The 17,637-nt window shown below is 72.4% G+C and carries 11 protein-coding genes and 1 tRNA gene; 3 read left to right on the top strand and 9 right to left on the bottom strand.

Annotated elements, in window-relative coordinates:
• Nucleotides 1–85 precede the first annotated feature (85 nt).
• Nucleotides 86–156, bottom strand: a tRNA-Gly gene (locus IU449_RS25185).
• Nucleotides 157–623: 467 nt separating this feature from the next.
• On the opposite strand from IU449_RS25185, the gene IU449_RS25180 reads away from it, so the two are divergent.
• On the top strand, nt 624–1,580 hold the full coding sequence (locus IU449_RS25180; protein ID WP_195004614.1) for a GGDEF domain-containing protein: 957 nt from the start codon (nt 624–626) through the stop codon (nt 1,578–1,580).
• 64 nt (nt 1,581–1,644) lie between these two features.
• Here the strand turns inward: IU449_RS25180 and IU449_RS25175 are convergent, their stop codons facing one another.
• Together IU449_RS25175 and IU449_RS25170 are read right to left on the bottom strand one after the other, a co-directional pair.
• Nucleotides 1,645–2,442, bottom strand: a complete 798-nt coding sequence (locus IU449_RS25175) for an Fpg/Nei family DNA glycosylase (RefSeq protein ID WP_195004613.1) — start codon at nt 2,440–2,442, stop codon at nt 1,645–1,647.
• 29 nt (nt 2,443–2,471) lie between these two features.
• A complete protein-coding gene (locus IU449_RS25170; protein WP_195004612.1) occupies nt 2,472–2,945 on the bottom strand; it encodes a ribose-5-phosphate isomerase in 474 nt (157 codons plus the stop codon).
• A 65-nt stretch (nt 2,946–3,010) separates the two neighbouring features.
• Between IU449_RS25170 and IU449_RS25165 the strand changes: the two genes are divergently transcribed.
• On the top strand, nt 3,011–4,093 hold the full coding sequence (locus IU449_RS25165; protein ID WP_416382238.1) for a M48 family metallopeptidase: 1,083 nt from the start codon (nt 3,011–3,013) through the stop codon (nt 4,091–4,093).
• Between the two features lie 46 nt (nt 4,094–4,139).
• Here the strand turns inward: IU449_RS25165 and IU449_RS25160 are convergent, their stop codons facing one another.
• Nucleotides 4,140–4,784 carry a DsbA family oxidoreductase gene (locus IU449_RS25160; protein WP_324188428.1) on the bottom strand — a complete coding sequence of 215 codons (645 nt, stop codon included), beginning with the start codon at nt 4,782–4,784 and terminating at the stop codon, nt 4,140–4,142.
• Nucleotides 4,785–4,987: 203 nt separating this feature from the next.
• Here IU449_RS25160 and IU449_RS25155 point away from each other — a divergent pair, with 203 nt between their 5' ends.
• On the top strand, nt 4,988–6,211 hold the full coding sequence (locus IU449_RS25155; protein WP_195004611.1) for an NAD(P)/FAD-dependent oxidoreductase: 1,224 nt from the start codon (nt 4,988–4,990) through the stop codon (nt 6,209–6,211).
• A 156-nt stretch (nt 6,212–6,367) separates the two neighbouring features.
• On the opposite strand, the gene IU449_RS25150 is transcribed toward IU449_RS25155, so the two are convergent.
• Genes IU449_RS25150 through IU449_RS25130 form a run of 5 tightly spaced genes read right to left on the bottom strand, consistent with a single transcriptional unit; the run spans nt 6,368 to nt 17,601 of the window.
• Nucleotides 6,368–7,834 (bottom strand): polyketide synthase, encoded by a 1,467-nt coding sequence (locus IU449_RS25150; protein ID WP_228805665.1) that lies wholly within the window; start codon nt 7,832–7,834, stop codon nt 6,368–6,370.
• Between the two features lie 14 nt (nt 7,835–7,848).
• A complete protein-coding gene (locus IU449_RS25145; RefSeq protein WP_195004610.1) occupies nt 7,849–14,706 on the bottom strand; it encodes a type I polyketide synthase in 6,858 nt (2,285 codons plus the stop codon).
• Complete coding sequence (locus tag IU449_RS25140; protein WP_195004609.1) at nt 14,703–16,121, bottom strand: NAD(P)/FAD-dependent oxidoreductase; 1,419 nt, start codon at nt 16,119–16,121, stop codon at nt 14,703–14,705. Before IU449_RS25140 ends, IU449_RS25145 begins: the two co-directional genes overlap by 4 nt.
• Nucleotides 16,118–17,023: a class I SAM-dependent methyltransferase gene (locus IU449_RS25135; protein WP_195004608.1), complete on the bottom strand. Its 906-nt coding sequence runs from the start codon at nt 17,021–17,023 to the stop codon at nt 16,118–16,120. The genes IU449_RS25140 and IU449_RS25135 overlap by 4 nt, the downstream gene beginning before the upstream one ends.
• Nucleotides 17,020–17,601 (bottom strand): hypothetical protein, encoded by a 582-nt coding sequence (locus tag IU449_RS25130; protein ID WP_195004607.1) that lies wholly within the window; start codon nt 17,599–17,601, stop codon nt 17,020–17,022. The genes IU449_RS25135 and IU449_RS25130 overlap by 4 nt, the downstream gene beginning before the upstream one ends.
• Between the last annotated feature and the right edge of the window lie 36 nt (nt 17,602–17,637).

Here is a 17,637-nt window from a genome sequence, read left to right as displayed (position 1 = left end):
GGCCAGTTGTGAGGCTGCCCGGGTTTCGTCGTGTCTGGCCGAATCTGCGCTTGACCTGCGATCGGTCGGCGTCGAGCCGGTGTTGAGCGGGCGACGGGAATCGAACCCGCACCATCAGCTTGGAAGGCTGAGGTTCTACCATTGAACTACGCCCGCAGGCATACGACATCGATGGGATCGCCACGATGTCGTGTGCGCACCGACTGTACCGAATGACCGTCGCGTGCGCCAATCGCGCCCCCATCCCTGCCGCCTCCAGCCCACGAGAACAGGTTTCAGCACCGGTGCGGTCCATGGGCGGGCGCGGCAAGGGAAACGCCGTCTCCGGCGTCCTCCGTTCGGTGGACGGAGGACATCGCTCGGGGCAGCACATCCACGGCGTGTCCGCGGCGACCCTCCAGCGAATCCCGATTCGGGTGTAACGCCGTCGCTGTTGAGACGATCACACAGCGGATCGTCGCACCCGGCAAGGGAAAACTCGTTGTAGAACGGCGTTTTTCAGCGGCGTACACCTTGCTACGATCCATGTGCCGGACGGGGGTATCTGGAAAGGGGGCGGTGACCGTGCACCTGACGAGGTGGGCACTACCGCGTGGCAGTACCGGACGGGGCCGGTGGGTGCGATGACGAGCGACATCGAACCTCCCGTGGCCGCGATGTGCCGCGCCTGGGCGCGGGCTGTCTGCTCCGAACCGGGCTCACACACCACACCGCAGCAGCTCGAACCCGTCCTCGTCGAGATCGTCGACCAATTGCTCCATCTGGCCAGGTACGAGCCGTTTCCGGTGCCCGCCGCGCGGATGCTCGGTGCCCGCATGGCCGAGCCGCCGTTCGAACGGACCAGGATGCTTGCCCAGGCGAGTCGCTGGCTGCTCGGGTTCCCTTCCGGGCGGCCGGGTTCGCTGGTGGCGACCCGATGGCCGTTCGTGGCCAGTCAGGCGATCGACAGCTATGCCCAGGCGCTGCAGGAGCGCGCACTCGCCTATCAGGAGCAGAGTCTGTCGGCCAAGGTGTCTCGACGAGTGCAGGAGATCGCCGCGCTTCAGCACCGTCTGCGTCACGAAGCGACCCACGACGCGCTGACCGATCTCGCCAACCGCACCCTGCTGCAGGACCGGGTGCGCCAGATGGCCGAGGATCCGGCCAGCTGCGTCGGCCTGCTGCTCATCGACCTGGACAGGTTCAAGCAGATCAACGACTCCTACGGCCACGCCGTCGGCGACGAGGTGCTGGTGGAGCTGGCCAACCGGCTGCGCGAGGTCTGTCCGGCCGACACGGTGATCTGTCGTTACGGCGGTGACGAATTCGTGCTCGCGGTCAATCGCGACGGTGACGCGCTGGCCGAGATCGCGCACCGGATCGTCGCCACCCTGCGCGACCCGGTGTGGTCCTCCGCGGGGCCGGTCCCGGTGTCGGCCAGTGTCGGTACCGCGTTCGACGCGCCGGGCGCCCGGTCCGACTTCACCGATCTGCTACGCCGCGCCGACCGCGCGATGTACTCGGCCAAGACGGCGGGCGGGCGGCGATTCGTGTTCGCGGGCGCCGACGAACCGGGTATCGACGCGGCGGTCGCGGGCTGAAACGGAGTGTCGGACGGCGTGGCGCCACCCCCTCGGGCGCCTCGCTCCCGCCGCGGGTGAGCGATCAGCGCGGTTGGCACTCCGGGCACCAGAACAGATTCCGGCCTTCGAGCACCGCATGGGCTACCGGCGAGCCGCACACCCGGCAGCCCGCTCCCGGCCGGCGGTAGACATAGGTGCGCGGGCGGTCCGGAGCGTAGGACGGTTCGCCGTGATCGTGTTCGGGGCGCACCACGTGCATGCGGCCGGTCTCCACGCCGATCGGCATGAGCTCCACCAGATCCGCCCAGATCGCCTTCCATTCCTCGGCGTCGATGTCCACGCCGGGACGGTAGGGGGAGATGCCGTGCCGGAAGAGAACCTCGGCGCGGTAGACATTGCCGACGCCCGCGAGGACCTTCTGATCCATCAGCAACGCCCCGATCGGCCTGCGCGAGCGACGGATTCGCCGCCATGCCTGCTCGGGGTCGGCGTCGGCGCGCAGCGGGTCCGGGCCGAGCCGGGCGAGCAGCGCATCGACCTGCGGGGGCAGCAGCACCTCGCACGCGGCCGGACCACGCAGATCGGTGCCGTGCTCGCGGCCGATCAGCCGCATCCGCACCGCGCCGACCGGCGGGCCCATCGGCAGCGGCGCATCGTGGAACGCACCGTACAGGCCGAGGTGCACATGCACGGTCAGGCCGTTGTCGTAGTGGTGCAACAGGTGTTTGCCGTGCGCCGTGCTGTCGTGCAGCGTCCGCCCGTCGACCAGCGCGGCGCCCTCGGCGAAACGCCCCTGCGGGCTCGTCACCCGCACCGGGCCGCCCGCGAAGCGACGGCGGTGCTGATCGGCGAGCCGGTGCAGGGTGTGCCCTTCCGGCATGGTGGTCTTCCCCCGAGGGTCGAGCGAACTCAGTACGCGGGTACCGCGGGAGCTTCGCCGGACTTCTCGTATTCGGCCAGGATGTCGATGCGGCGCTGATGGCGCGGCTCCTCCGACCAGGCGGTCGAGACGAAGGCGTCGACGATGGCCAGCGCCTCCTCGGTGGAGTGCATGCGCCCGCCGATGCCGATCAGCTGGGCATTGTTGTGCTCGCGGGCGAGCTTGGCGGTCTCCACGCTCCAGGCCAGCGCGCAGCGGGCGCCGGGCACCTTGTTGGCGGCGATCTGCTCGCCGTTGCCGGAGCCGCCGAACACCAGGCCGAGGCTGCCCGGATCGGCGACGGTGCGGCGCGCGGCCTCGATGCAGAAGGCAGGGTAGTCGTCGAGAGCGTCGTATTCCAGCGCGCCGCAGTCCACGACGTCGTGGCCCGCCTGCTCGAGATGAGCCTTCACGTGATTCTTCAGTTCGAAGCCGGCATGGTCGGCACCAAGGTATACGCGCATGGCTGCGATTGTCGCAGGTCGTTCCGCGCCTGCGCCCAGGGGGACCGCCCCATAGGCTGTGTTCCATGTACTCGCCCGAACCGGCGCCCCAGCCGCCACCGCAGGACCTGGCCCCCAGATACGCAGGCCCCGTCGATGTGTCCGGGCCTGCGAGCGGCTGGGGGTACCCGCCGTCCGGCGGACCCACCGCCGGGTATGCGTCCGCGTCGCTGGGAGCCGGCATCCGACCCGCGCATCTGCCGCCCGACAACGGGCCGCGCGGGCTGGCGCCGTGGGGCATGCCCGCCCGGCACAGCTGGGAGATCCCGCTGCTGGTGGTCGTCGTGCTGTGCACCGTGCTGGCGTATGTGGTCGCGCTCGGACTGTTCGCCGTCGCGATCCTGGAGGGCATCACACCGGGCGACTATCTGCTGTTGCTGGTCTTCGCACCGGTGCTGGTGTGGGCGGGACGCGGGTTCAACTACGCCGCCCAGCGGGTCGGGGCGGTGAAGATGTCGCCCACGCAGTTCCCCGAGGGCTACCGCATGGTGGCCGAGGCGGCGCAGCGCTTCGGTATGCGTGAGGCGCCCGATGCCTACGTCGTTCTCGGCAACGGGCAGATCAACGCCTTCGCCTCCGGCCACGGCTTCCGGCGGTTCGTGGTGGTGTACAGCGATCTGTTCGAGGTCGGCGGGCAAGCGCGCGAGCCCGACGCGCTGGCGTTCATCATCGGGCACGAGGTCGGCCACATCGCGGCCGGGCACGTCTCCTACTGGCGTCAGCTGGGCATGTTCCTGGTGCCGTTCCTGCCGATTCTGGGGTCGTCGCTGAGCCGCGCGCAGGAGTACACCGCCGACAACTACGGCTACTGCCATCGCGCGAACGGCGCGGCGGCGGCGATGGGCACACTGGCCGCGGGCAAGTACCTCAACACCATGGTCGGGTTCGACGAGATGGCCGACCGGGCCGCGACCGAACAGGGCGGGTTCGTCTGGCTGGTCAACGCGATGTCGACTCATCCGGTGCTGACCTGGCGGATGTCGGCGCTGCGTGATCGCAGCAGGCACGGAAAGTTGTTCTGGCGGCCCGCCGCGCGGCCCGCCGGGTTCGGCGTGGGCGGACCGCGCTACGGCGAGGCGCCGAGCCTGCCACCGAAATCCGTTGTCTGAGCGCGGGTTCCCGAGCGGGTAGGCACCCGCCCGGGGATCGGAGGGCTCAGTCGAAGATCGGGCCTTCGGTGCGGGTGCGCTTGAGTTCGTAGAAGTACGGGTAGGAGGCCAGGGCGACGACGCCGTCCCAGATCTTGCCCGCGTCCTCGCCACGCGGGATGCGCGAGAGCACCGGCCCGAAGAACGCGATGCCGTTGACGTGGATGGTCGGGGTGCCGACGTCCGGGCCGACCGCGTCCATACCCGCGTGATGGCTGGCGCGCAGCGCCTCGTCGTAGTCGGTGCTGTCGGCCGCGGCGATGAGCTCGGCGGGCAGGCCGACCTCGGCGAGGGCGTCGACGACCACCGCGCGCAGCGACTCCGCGCGGTCCTCGCGCTCGTAGGCCTCCTTGCGCTCGTGGATGCGGGTGCCCATCGCGGTGTAGAGCGGTGCGAGCACCTTGTCGCCGTGCTGCTGGGCGGCGGCGATCGCGACCCGGACCGGGCCCCACGCGCTCTTCATCATCTCGGCGTAGTTCTCCGGAAGATCGCGGCCCTCGTTCAGCACGGCCAGGCTCATGACGTGGAAGCGAGCTTCGATGCCGCGGACCTTCTCGACCTCGAGAATCCAGCGCGAGGTGATCCAGCACCAGGGGCACAGCGGATCGAACCAGAAATCGGCGACATCTTTCTCGGTGCCCGTCTCGGTCACGTGTCGTTCCTCTCGATCAGTCGGCGGACGCGGCGGTGACGCACGCGTCGTTCCTGGCAACCATCCCGGCCGCCGATTCGTTCCCATTTCGCCCTCGGCGAAGGCCGCCGCCTCGCGCGGGTAGATCGCGAACCGACCGCGCGAACACACCGGTGACAGTAGGGTCGGGGGCGACGAGTCCCTCGGCACCGAAGGAGTTCGCGATGACCTCGAATCGGCGTTTCGTGATCGTGGGCGGCGGCCTCGCCGCGGCAGGACTGGCTCGGGCGCTACGCGCCGCCGACTTCGACGGCTCGCTCACCCTCATCGGCCGCGAGGAACATCTGCCCTACGAGCGGCCACCGCTGTCCAAGGAGTTCCTGCTCGGCAAGAAGCAATTGCCGGACTTCACCGTGGAGGCGGCGCAGTGGTATCGCGACCACCACGTCGAAGTCATGCTCGGCACCACCGTCACCGGCATCGACGCCGCGGCGAAAACGGTGGCGCTGCCGGATGGTTCGACACTTGCCTACGACAAACTCGCGCTGGCCACCGGTTCCTCCGCGCGCCGGCTGCCGATCTCCGGCGCGGACGCCCCGAATGTCCATACGCTGCGCTCCATCGACGACGCCCGCACACTGTCGGAGTTGCTGGAGCGGCGAGCCCGGCTGGCGATCATCGGCGCGGGCTGGATCGGCCTCGAGGTCGCGGCCGCCGCGCGGACCCGCGGGTGCGAGGTGACGGTGGTCGAGACCGCCGCCCAGCCACTGATCGGCCCGCTCGGCCGGGAGATGGGCACAGTCTTCGCCGAACTGCATCGCGGGCACGGCGTCGACCTGCGACTCGGCGTGCAGGTCACCGAGATCACCACCGACGACCACGGCGTCGCGACGGGGTTGAGCCTGGCCGACGGCTCGGCGGCGCCGGCCGACGCGGTCCTGATCGCGGTCGGCGCGGACCCGGATCTCGCGCTCGCGCATCAGGCGGGGTTGGCGATCCACAGCGGCGTGCTGGTCGATGCGGGACTGCGCACCAGCGATCCCGACATCGTGGCCGTCGGCGACATCGCCGAACAGGATCATCCGCACCTGGGCACGCGGGTGCGCGTGGAGCACTGGGCGAACGCGCTGAACCAGCCGGAGGTGGCGGCGGCGACCATGCTCGACCGCGCGGCCTCCTATGACCGGCTGCCCTACTTCTTCACCGACCAGTACGACCTCGGCATGGAGTACACCGGCTTCGTCGCGCCGGGTACCGACGCGCGGGTGGTCGTGCGCGGCGACGTGACGAGCCGGGAGTTCGTGGCGTTCTGGCTCGATCCGGCGCACCGGGTGCTGGCCGGGATGAACGTCAACGTCTGGGACGTGACCGACCGGATCAAGGAATTGATCACCGCGGGCGAGCCCGTCGACCCGGGTCGCCTGACGGACACCTCCCAGCCGCTCTGAGGGCGCGGGCCGACCGCCCCCGGTCCCCTCGGCCGGTTTCCGACCGGCCCCACCACACGACCCGGCCTACCCGCCCCGCCGTCCTCGATGTCCGTCGGCGTAGCCGGGCATCGGCGCCACGGCGACCGGCGGCGGGGGCGGCTGGGGACGACGCGGTCAGGGCGCGTCCATCGGTGGCGGATCTCCGAGAAAGCCCGGGTAGCACGGGATTCGCTGCCACGGCGGGCGAACCCGCGGGTGCGGTGGGGGTGTGCCCGGAACCGGGCCGAGCACGGCGTGCGCGTTGGTGCCGACGATGCCGAACGAGCTGATGCCCGCCAGCGGGCCGCTGTCGCTGTCGGACCAGGGGGTGGCCTCGGCGGCGAGCCGGATGGCGGTGCCGGACAGGTCGATGCGCGGGTTCGGGGTCCGGAAGTGCACCAGCGGGACGATGGTTCGTTCGCGCAGGCACAGCAAAGCTTTGAGGAGGCCGACGATGCCGGAGGCGGCCTCGGAATGGCCGAGATTGGTCTTGACCGAGCCGACGTGCAGTGTGCGGCCGTCGTTGCGGGCGCCGAGCGCGGCGACGATGCCCGCCATCTCGATGGGGTCGCCGAGGGCGGTTCCGGTGCCGTGGGCCTCCACATACCCGATGTCGGCGGGCGAGCGGCCCGCGTCGGCGAGGGCCGCGGCGATCACGCGACGCTGGGCTTCGGCGTTCGGGGCCGTGAAACCGGAGGAGCGGCCGTCCTGGTTGACCGCGGTCCCGAGGACGACCCCGAGCATCGGATCATTGTCGCGCTCGGCGTCGGTGAGGCGTTTCAACACGACCATCGCGGCACCTTCCCCGCGCACGTAGCCGTTGGCGCGGGCGTCGAAGGTCTTGCAGATGCCGTCGGGTGCCAGCGATGTGGTCTGTTCGATGGCTCGAGTCGAGCCGGGAGCCAGAATCAGGTTGACTCCGCCCGCCACCGCGAGGTCGACCTCACCGCGCCGGAGCGCGCCGACAGCCTGGTGCACGGCGACCAGCGAGGACGAACAGGCCGAGTCGACCGCGACGGCGGGCCCGGTGAATCCGAAGGTGTAGGCGATGCGGCCGGGAGCGAAGCTGTGGCCGTTGCCGGTGGCCCAGAAGGCATCGACGTGGCTGCCCGCCCAATCGGCGTAGTCCTGACGGCCGGTGAGGCCCACGAAGACGCCGACGCGCTGATCGCGCAGCCGGTCGTGGTCGAGCCCGGCATGCGCGATCGCCTCCCAGGTGACTTCCAGCAGGAGCCGGTGCTGGGGGTCGATGGCGCGGGCGGCCCGTGGGGTGATGCCGAAGAAGCCGGGATCGAAGTCGAGGGCGTCGGGCAGGAAGCTGCCGCGGGTCGGCAGTTGTGCCCACTGGTCGTCGAACGGCCAGCGGCGGTGGCCGGGCATGCGGGTGATCAGGTCACGGCCCGCACGCAGCGCGGTCCAGTAGCTGTCGAGGTCCCCGATGCCGCCTGCCAGACGCAGTCCGGCGCCGAGGACGGCGATCGGGCCGGGTGTCCCGGCCGTTTCGGCGGCGGCCAGTTCGGCGCGCAGACGCTGGATGGTCCTGGTCGCGCGGCGCAGCGCGGTGTCCTCGGTGCTGATCGGCATCGGTTCTGCCTGTTGCATGGCTGCTCCTCGGGTCACGCCGGTTCGGCGGCGAGTCGTTCGTCGATCGCCGTCGCCAGCGCGGCGGTGGTGCCGTAGGTCCACAGCAGGGTCGCCGAAAGACGCAGGGCGAAGGTGGTTTCGAGCTGGTTGCGCAGTTCGAGGCCGAGCAGGGAGTCCAAGCCGAGGGCGCGCAGGGGCGCGGCGGTGTCGAGGTCGGTGGCGGGCAGGCGCAGGACTCGCGCCGCCAGTGCGGTGACCTCGGCCTGGATCAGCGTTCGCCGTTCGTCCGCGCTCGCCTCCGCCAGCGCGGTGCGCAATCGTCCGCCCGCCGCCGGCGGCGGAGCCGCGGGGCCGTCGCCTGAGTCGTACAGCCGTGACCAGGATGCTTGGCCCGCGCAATCGGGGTAGGCGTCGAACCAGCGGCGGCGGTCGAAACCGAGATAGCCGGTGACCGCGATGTGCTCGGTGAGGAAGATTCGCAGGGCGTGCCAGGCCTCGCCGGCGGCGATGCCGGTCAATCCTCGGTCGGCGAGGCGGGCGCCGCGGTCGGCGCGGGCCGCGGCCAGGCCGATGTCGTCGAACGGCCCCCACTGCACGCTCAGGCCGGGGCGTCCGTCGTGCCTGCGCGCCAGGGCGAACGCGTCGAGGTAGGCGTTGGCGGCCGCGTAGGCGGCCTGGCCGGGGTTCCCGACCAGCGCGGCGGCAGAGGAGAACAGGACGAACAGGTCGAGCGGGTCCTCGGCGGTGAGTTCGTGCAGGTGGCGGGCGCCGTCGATCTTGGGACGCAGGACGCGTTCGATCCGGTCGGCGCGCAGGCTGTGCACGGTGGCGTCGTCGAGCACTCCCGCCGCGTGGACGATGCCGTGGATGGGCGGCAGATCGGCGCGGATCGCGGCCAGCGCCTCGGCCAGCGCGGCGCGGTCGGCCACGTCGGCGCGGTAACCGTGGATCCGCGGGTCCTCCGGCGCGGGGTGGGCGCCGCTGCTGAGCAGCGCGACCGCGCCCGCGCCGTGGTCGAGCAGATAGGCGGCCAGGCTGCGGCCGAGAGCGCCGTGCCCGCCGGTGATCACGTAGGTGGCCTCGGCGCGGAATCGCCCGTGCGGCAGCGGTTCCGGGACGACCTCGGTGACCGTCTCCGGGCGGGTGAGCACGATCTTGCCGATCCGCTCGTCCTCGGTGAGCGCGGCCAGCGCCTTCGGTGCGTCGGCGAAGTCGTGAACGGCGAGCGGCAGGTCGGCGACGATGCCGTCGAGCACACTCCGCCAGGCTTCGCCGAGCAGGGCGGCGTAGCGGTGCGGTCGGCGGGTCATCATGCCGCCGAGGTCGACGGCGGCGAGGGTGAGACCTTTCGCGAAGGCGCGCAGGCCGATGCGCCGGTCGGCGTAGATGTCGCGTTTGCCGATCTCCACGAACCGGCCGTCTTCGGCGAGCACATCGATGCCGTATTCGACGGCCGCGCCCGCCAGGGAGTTGAGAACCACGTCGACGCCGCGGCCTCCGGTCGCCGATCGCACCTGTTCGGGCCAGTCGGCGGCCCGGGAGTCGAACACATCGGTGATTCCGAGGGCCCGCAGGTACGCCCGGCGGCGCTCGCTGCCCGCGGTGGCCAGCACCCGCCCACCCAGGTGCCGGGTGATGGCGACCGCCGCCGCGCCCACCCCGCCCGCCGCGGAGTGGATGAGCACGGTCTCCCCCGGTTCGACGCGGGCGACCCGGGCCAATGCCTGCCACGCGGTAGCGACCACGAGCGGCAGCGCCGCAGCCGTGGCGCTCGCCATCCCGGCCGGGATCGGCGCGGTGTGATCGGCGCGGACCGTGAGATGGGACGCCAGCGCCCCGAACGCGCAGGCGACGACCCGCTGCCCCGGAACCCGGTCACGCACTTCGGGACCGACCGCCTCGATCACGCCCGCACAGTCGACGCCGAGCAGATCGGCGCCCTGCGAGTCGTCGGGGTAGGAACCTGTCACCTTCATGAGGTCGATGAAGTTGATCGCCGACGCCTCGACACGCAGCCGCACCTCGCCCGCTTCGGGGGCGCGCGGGGCGAGGGGCCGGAACTCGATCTCGTCGATCCGGCGATTCGGCCCGGCACCGAGCCGGAAGGGACGGCGCGCGCCGCGCCACGGCGCGCGGACCCCTTGTGCGGGTATACCTCGGGTGATGCGCCCGACGAGACGATTCCCCGCACGCAGGAGCACCTGGTCCTCGGTGCCCGCGACGGCCAGCTCGGCGGCGCAGGCGGCGAAGCGGTCCGTGACGGCGGCGGCCGGATCGAGATCGAGCAGCACGGCCGCCAGTTCCGGATGCTCGCGGCGCAGGACACGACCGAAACCCCAGTACAGTGCCGCGCCGGGGTCTGGACGTTCTTCCGGGGTCGCCGCCTGTGCGCCGGTCGTCACCACGACCAACCGCAGCGGCGCTTCCACACCCGAGGACGCGCGTACCGAGTCGGCGAGGTCGGCCAAGCGTTGTCGCTGATCGGTGAGTCCGGCTCCACCGGAACCGAATCGGCGATGCTGCCCGCCGTCCCGGGCCGGATCGAGCACCGCGATCCCTTCGCCCGCAGGCGCGAGGAAGACGACCGTCGTGGGTTGTCCCGGCACGATCTCGTGGCCGACGCGCACACCGAGTCGGCGCAGTTCGACGCCGAGCAGCGCGCATCCGGGGTCGTCCCCCGTGAGCACGAAAAGGTCGTTGTCCGACCGCGATCCGGACTCGCTCGGACGGCGCGTTTCCGGGACGAACCCGACATGGAACTCCCGGTCACGGCGGCGCGGGTCGGCCACCGTCGTGTCGATCTCGGCCAACTCGAGACCGAGGAGCTGTGCCAACAGGCGGCCTTCGTCGTCGCGGAGATGGATGTCGGCGCGGTACGGGCCGGTGCGGACGGCGTGCGCCCAGGCCCGGTCCACGAATCCGGCCGGAGCGGGGTAGGTCCGATATTCGGCGAGCGCCGCGGGGACCAGGGTCGGCTCCGGGGTCGAGGTGGGCACACCGGACCCGATAGACACCGCAGACCCGATCAGCCCAGCGCGCCCATCGGATCCGATGGGCCCGGCGAGCCCATCGGCCCCGGTGGGCGCAGCAGACCCGGCGGACTGCCCGGCGGGAACGGTGGCCCCGGTGGGCGTGACCGGCCCAGCGGAGGTGACGAGGACAGTGGACTCACCGACGACAGGGAGGTCGGCATGGGCGGAAGGCTCGGTACGCGGGTCCGCCCGAATGGACGGGTCGAAGAGGGCCAGCGCGGTTTGCGCGGCGGCGTCGAGCAGAGTGACGTGGAGTTCCCCGGCGGCGGCGCGTGCTCGGGCGAGCGGACCCACTTCGATCCGTGCCAGGGCCGAACGGCCGGTGGGGGCCGTGGTCACCCGGAGTTCGCGGATACCGCGGAACTCGGGGCCGTAGTGCAGTCCGCGCCGCTCGCACCGACGGTAGAAATCCGCGGGGTCGATGTCGGTCGTCACCCGGGCCGGGTCACTCGGAGCGCCGGTGCGGTGACCGCCCACACCGGTTCGGTCGCTCTCGGACCGGCAGGGTGGCGGGGCAGGTGAGGGTGCGCGGGTCGGCGGACCGCCCGATTCCGGCGTGGCACGGACCGGGGAATCATTCGGGTCCACGGTGGCGCGCGGCGGCGAATCATCCGCGACTGGGGTGGCGCGGGCCGATTTCTCGCCGACCGGGTCCGTGACGGGCACAGCGGTGCCGTGGGCGTGGAGTGTGCCGCTGTCCGGTCCGGTTGTGCTGGTGCGGAATTCCAGTACCCCCGTTCCGGCGAGCCCTGGGCGTCGGAGAACATCCACGCACTGAGCGAGGGAGGCCGTCGCGGCCACGTCGAGCGGGAGGGGGTTCAGGAAGCGGATATCACGCAGACGGCGCGGAGTGGTGGGGTCGGGACCGGTGTGGGCGGCGAGGGTGAGGAAGAAGACCGCGGGGGCGATCACGGCCTCGCCCACCCGATGGTCGCCGAGCCAGTCGAGATCGTGACGGGTCAATGTGACGGCGGCCTGTTGGACGGCCGGGTCGGCGGGGCTGGGGCGCAGGACCGGCGGCACGGGGGCGGGTTCGGTGGGCGCGCCGGGCGGGAGCCAGTACCGGCTGCGGCGCATCACCGTGTGCGGCAGCGGGTTCCGGTCCGGCGGTGCGATGTCGGCGACCGGGCGGAGTCCGGCCAGGAAGGCGAGGGCTCGGCCGCGGGCGAGTTCGCGCAGGGGGTCGCGATCGCGCGTGAGGGAGGACAGGACGACGGGTGGGTCGAGGCGGGTGGCGGCGAGTTGTTCCACGGCGGGAGTCAGGACCGGATGCGGGGCGACCTCGATCACATGGGTGACGCCCGCGTCGAACACGGCGGTCATCGCTTCGGCGAAACGCACCGGGCGGCGCAGATTGTCGACCCAGTAGCCCGGATCGAGGGCGGTCAGCGGACGCACGGTGACCGTCGACATCATCTCGATTCCGCCGCTCGGTGACCGGCCGGATTCGGCGGCGGACCCGAGGTCGGCGAGTTCGGCGCGCAGGGCGGCGGCGAGGCGGTCCATGTGTGGACTGTGGGAGGCGTAGTCGACATTCACCGGCCTGCAGTACACGCCGTCGGCGGTGAGGATTTCGGCGAGTGCGTCGACGGCGTCGGTGTCGCCGGACAGGACGCAGGAGCGAGGGCCGTTGTGGACGGCCAGGCCGACGGAACTCTCGAAACCCGCTATGGCGTCGGGGATCTCGTCGGCGGACAGGTCGACGGCCAGCATCCGGCCGGTGCCCGCCACCGTGCGCAGGGCGGCGCTGCGGCGGGCGACGATGCGGGCCGCGGACCGGACATCGAGCAGGCCGGCCAGGGTCGCCGCGGCGATTTCGCCCTGGCTGTGGCCGATCACCACATCCGGGTGCACGCCCATGGCACGCCACTGCGCCGCGAGGGCGAGCGAATACGCCCACAGCACGGGTTGCACCTGGTCGACGCGGGCCAGCCAGCCGGGCCCGGCCGCGCCGGTCAGCACGGCGTGGGCGTCCCAGTCCACATGCCGGGCGAGGGCGGCCGCGCAGTCGTCGACGACCTCGGTGAACGTCGGTTCCCGGCCGTACAGGCCGCTGGCCGGGCTGTGCCATTGCGAGCCCTGGCCGGGGAAGACGAAAGCCACCCGACCGACCGGGCGGGCGCGTCCGGACAGCACCGTGGGCGAGTCGGGGCCCCCGTCCCGGAACGCGCCGAGCGCGGGCGCCGCTTCCGCGTGGTCGCCGACGAGGAAGGCCGCGCGCCAGGGCAGGGCGGGCGCGAAAGCCGCCAGGGCCGCGCCCATCTCGTCGATGGTGGTGGCATCCGAGGTCAGCAGATCGGCCAGCGCTCCGCAGCGCTCGCGTAGCGTCGCACCGTCCTGCGCCGAGACCATCAGAACGCCGGATGTTTCCGGCGCTCCGCCGGATCCGGGCACATTCCGAGGCCCGAAGGCTTCGGCACCCGCGGAGGCTCCGTGCGCGCCCGGCACATCACCGGGTTCCGGCGTAGTGCGCGATCCCGGTGCGCGCGACACACCATCCACCCCGGGCGACCCGTCGGCGACGGTCGTGCCGGCCCTCCCGGACCGAGGCACCGGGGCGGCCGGTACAGCGGTGGGCTCGGGTGCGGGCCCGAGGACGATGTGGACATTGGTGCCGCCCCAGCCGAACGAGTTGACACCGACGAGCGTCCCGGGGCCGACGGGCAGCGCGGCGGGAACGCGCATCACCCGCACGCCCAGGGTGTCGAAGTCGATGTCCGGGCGGAGGGTGTCGGCGTGCAGCGTGGCGGGCAGGTGCCGATGTTCCAGGCAGAGCACGGCTTTGACCAGACCGGCGATGCCCGCGGCGGCTTCCAGGTGGCCGATGGCGGACTTGATCGAGCCGATCGGCAGCGGGCCCGCGTCCGGTGGGCGGCGGCGACCGAGGATCGTCCCCAGCGCGCCCGCTTCGACGGGGTCGCCGCGGCCGGTGCCGGTGCCGTGCGCTTCGAGGTACCCGAGCCGCGCCGGATCCAGACCGGTGTGGAGATAGGCGCGGCGCAACAGGTCGCGCTGGCCGGCGAGGCTGGGCGTGACCAGGCTTTCGCCCCCGCCGTCGTTGTTCACCGCCGTTGCGACGATGGTCGCGCGGATCGGGTCACCGTCGCGCCGAGCGGCCGACAGCGTCTTCAGGTAGAGCACGGCCACGCCTTCGCCGCGCACGAAACCGTTCGCGCCCGCGCCGAATGCCGCGCAGCGCCCGTCCGGGGACAGCGCGCCGAAATGGGCGAGACCGGCGGTCACCTCCGGTCCGAGGATCAGATTCACCCCGCCGACCAGCGCGGCCTCGATATCGCCGGAGCGCAGCGCTCGGACGGCCAGGTCGACGGCGACCGAGGCCGAGGAGCAGCCGGTTTCGACGGTCATGCTCGGGCCGGTGATCTCGAGGGTGTAGGAAACGCGGGTCGCGATCATGTCCAGCGCCGAGCCGACCACGCTGTGCGGGGTCGGCGGCACCGCGGTGCGCGAGCGCAGCGTGGCGTAGTCGTGCCAGGAGGCGCCCGCGTAGACGCCTGTCCGGGTACCACGCAACCGGTCGGCGGGCGTGTTCGCGTCTTCGAGTGCCCGCCAGGCGGTTTCGAGGAACAGGCGCTGCTGCGGATCGATGTCGGCGGCTTCGCGCGGGGAGATGCCGAACAGGGTGGCGTCGAAGCCTGCCACGTCGTCGAGGAAGCCGCCCGCCGTGGGGACACGGACATCGCCGCCGGACGCCGGTGCGATATCCCGGCCCTCCGGTGGGGCGGCGCGGACGGCATCGGTGCCCGCGCACAACAGACGCCACAGGTCCGCGACGCTGTCCGCGCCGGGGAACCGGCCCGCCATGCCGACGATCGCGATCGGTTCGCCCGGTCCGGTCATCGGTGTCCCCCGGTCAGCACCGCTCGCTCCCGCTCGGTCAGCGGCGGCGTGGTCAGGTGCGGAGCACCGCCGTCGAGCGCGGCGGCCAGCGCCACCACGGGGTGCCCGACGCTGCGCACCGCGGGCGCGGCCAGGAACATCGCGTCGATGAGGCGGGCACCGACCGCGGGCCGGGACTGGGCGGCGCGCATCACCCGGTCGGCGTAGCCGTGCGCGAGCCGGTCGATCCGGCCGAGTGCCGGGCCGACAGTGCGGGGGAAGCGCCGGTCCTGGCGGGTGGACACTTCCCAGGCCAGTACCGCCGAGCGGGCGACGGCGCGTTGCAGCCGCCGGGTGACCGGCTCGCCCTCGGCCAGCGCCGATCGCAAGGCCGCCGCACCGCGCGCGGCGACGGTGAGGCCCTGCCCGTAGACCGGGTTCAGCGCGGTCACCGCGTCACCGAGGACGAGGAACCCGCGCGGCCACCCGGAGAGCCGGTCGAAGCGGTGCCTGCGGTTGAAGGTGCTGCGGGAGCGGACGACAGGGGTGATCGGTTCGGCGTCGGCGAGCAGGTCGGCCAGCAGCGGGGTGCCCAGTGCGTGGCGGGCGTAGCCGAGGTAGTCGTCCCCGGTGTCGGGGACCGCGGCCCCGCGCAGCCCGCCGAGGGTGACGATCCACACCCCGTCTTCGATGGGCAGCAGCGCACCGTTGCCGGAGGGCCTGCCCCGCCCGGTCTCGGCCTGGATCAGCACCAGCGGGGTGCTCGTCTCGGCACCGGGGCGGGCGCGATAGAGGCGGGTGGCATACGAGTGCCCGGCGTCGACCACCTGAACGGGCGCCTCGCCCACGCCGAGACCGGCCAGCAGCGCCGAGGCGCGGGACGCGCGGCCGGTGGCGTCGACCACGAGATCGGCGGGCAGCGAGCGGAGCCCGGACCGGTCGCGCAGATCCCGATAGGCCACGCCGGTGACCGCGCGGGCGTCACCGAGCAGTCCGGTGGGCAGGCAGTCGCCCCGGAAATCGACATTGCCGAACTGCCTGACCCGTTCGCGCAGCACGTGATCGAGCAGGGATCGGCTGCACGCCACGCCGAACCGCTCGGTCCGGTAGCGCGGCAGCCAGCCACCCGCGCTGAGGTAGAGCAGCATGTCCTCGGTGGTGCGGATACGCCGGGCGCCTGCCGACCACAGCGCGGCGTGCGCGCCGGGCAGCATGGCCTCGATCGATTCGGCGCCGCCGGGCCCGAGGAAATGCGGATGGCGGTCCTGCGGGACGCCACGACGCCGCTGCGGCGCGACGTGCGGCTCGTCGCGGTCGAGCACCGTGACCGTTTCCGCGTACGGGGCGATCGCGCCCGCCGCGAGGATCCCGGCGAAGCCGCCGCCGAGGACCACCGCGTGCCCGACCACGCGGCCACCCGAGGGAATGGTGTTCATGCCGATCCTGTTCCTGGCGCGCGGCGCAGGCGCACGGTCGCACACCAGACGCGTGATTTCTCCGGTCGCCCGAGCAGTCCCCGGTCGGGCAGCAGTGCCCATGGCGCGAACGGCAGCGGGGCGCGCCGCAGCCGGGCGGCGGCGCGAAAAATCGACCGCGCGCTGTCGAGCGTCCAGCCGTCGAAGTAGGTCAGCGGGGCGGCGAACTGCCAAGTCGCCGAGCCGAGGACGCCGCCGAGCAGGGTGTTGACCGCGCGCAGCATCAGCGGCGACCAGTGGTCGAACACCCACCAGTGCACGGGTGCGGCGCCCACGGCGGCGCGGATGTCGCGCACGCGCGGCTCGGGCAGGTACGGCAACAGTCCCTCGGTGAGCACCAGCGGGCGGGCCGCGCCCGCGGTGGCCTCGGCGAGGAAATCCTCCAGCGCGGGACGGTCGGTCACGTCCAGAGCGCGACTGATCCGGCGGCAGTGCGGCGTGCGCCCGGCGAGCACGCGGTCCTTGCCTGCGACCATATCGGGCAGATCGGCCTCGTACCAGCCGAGGTCCGGGGGCAGAGGGAGCCGGTACGGCCGGGTGTCCAGGCCCGCGGCCAGGTTCACGACCCGATCGCAGCCCTCGGCGATCGAGCGCGACAGCAGGTCGTCGATGAGCCGGGTGCGCACCACGGTGGGCCAGTGGTCGCGGGCGCCGGGCGGCAGCAGGCGCGGGTCGGCCAGGTCCGCGCCGTCCGCGCCGACGAGTTCGGCGGCCAGCGGGTCGTGGAACAGGGCATCGGGACGCAGGGATTCCCGTCCCCGGTGGACGGCCACCCAGCGCGCGGTGTCGGAGACGTCGCGGATGGCGCTCGCACCGCGCCTGCCGGACGTGAACGGGACACCTCCGTGGTGGCGCTCGGTCATGACCGGCCCCTCTTCGCGAAGGCGGTCAGCCGATCGCCCAGGCGGCGCGGCGTGGGTGCGGCGGGCACCGCGGGTTCGGTTGCGGGGGCGTTCATGTGCGCCGTCATGTAGTCCACGAACAGGTCGGCCGTGGCGAAATCCTGGCGGCGCAGCAGTTCGGCCATCACCTCGCCGACGACCTCACTCGAGGTCAGGTGGGCGGCACGGCCGATGGCCGCGGGGTCGATGAAGGGCGCGGCGTCGGCGATCACCGTGGGATCGATCGAGTTCAGCGACTCCGCGGCGGTGTCCACGTCGTGTTCGTCCGACAACGCGGCGGTGATGACGCGACCGAGCAGACGTGGCGGCAACAGCCGCACCGCGAAGGGCACCGCGCGCCGCTGCGGAAACCGGCGGCCGAGCCGGTAGAGGCGTCGGTAGCGGGCGGCGTAGCGGGCATGCAGCCTGGCCAGCACCCGGTCGGTGAGCACGGCCAGGTCCTCGATGTCGAGGGCGGCGAGGTGGTCGAGCCGCTCGACGGGCACGTGCAGCGCCGCGGACAGCCGGGCGAGCTGGCGGGCGGTGGCGCGATCGGTCATCGCCACCGCCCCAGGAAGACCCGGCGCACGGCGGGA

Source organism: Nocardia higoensis, from assembly GCF_015477835.1.
Lineage (GTDB): Bacteria > Actinomycetota > Actinomycetes > Mycobacteriales > Mycobacteriaceae > Nocardia > Nocardia higoensis_A.
This window is presented reverse-complemented; position numbering and strand designations above follow the sequence as displayed.

What these genes read in the sequence shown, in the direction of transcription:
- IU449_RS25180 (WP_195004614.1), top strand. Translation starts at nt 624, where the DNA reads ATGACGAGCGACATCGAACCTCCCGTGGCCGCGATGTGCCGCGCCTGG.
- IU449_RS25175 (WP_195004613.1), bottom strand. Translation starts at nt 2,442, where the DNA reads ATGCCGGAAGGGCACACCCTGCACCGGCTCGCCGATCAGCACCGCCGT.
- IU449_RS25170 (WP_195004612.1), bottom strand. Translation starts at nt 2,945, where the DNA reads ATGCGCGTATACCTTGGTGCCGACCATGCCGGCTTCGAACTGAAGAAT.
- IU449_RS25165 (WP_416382238.1), top strand. Translation starts at nt 3,011, where the DNA reads ATGTACTCGCCCGAACCGGCGCCCCAGCCGCCACCGCAGGACCTGGCC.
- IU449_RS25155 (WP_195004611.1), top strand. Translation starts at nt 4,988, where the DNA reads ATGACCTCGAATCGGCGTTTCGTGATCGTGGGCGGCGGCCTCGCCGCG.
- IU449_RS25150 (WP_228805665.1), bottom strand. Translation starts at nt 7,834, where the DNA reads ATGCAACAGGCAGAACCGATGCCGATCAGCACCGAGGACACCGCGCTG.
- IU449_RS25145 (WP_195004610.1), bottom strand. Translation starts at nt 14,706, where the DNA reads ATGACCGGACCGGGCGAACCGATCGCGATCGTCGGCATGGCGGGCCGG.
- IU449_RS25140 (WP_195004609.1), bottom strand. Translation starts at nt 16,121, where the DNA reads ATGAACACCATTCCCTCGGGTGGCCGCGTGGTCGGGCACGCGGTGGTC.
- IU449_RS25135 (WP_195004608.1), bottom strand. Translation starts at nt 17,023, where the DNA reads ATGACCGAGCGCCACCACGGAGGTGTCCCGTTCACGTCCGGCAGGCGC.
- IU449_RS25130 (WP_195004607.1), bottom strand. Translation starts at nt 17,601, where the DNA reads ATGACCGATCGCGCCACCGCCCGCCAGCTCGCCCGGCTGTCCGCGGCG.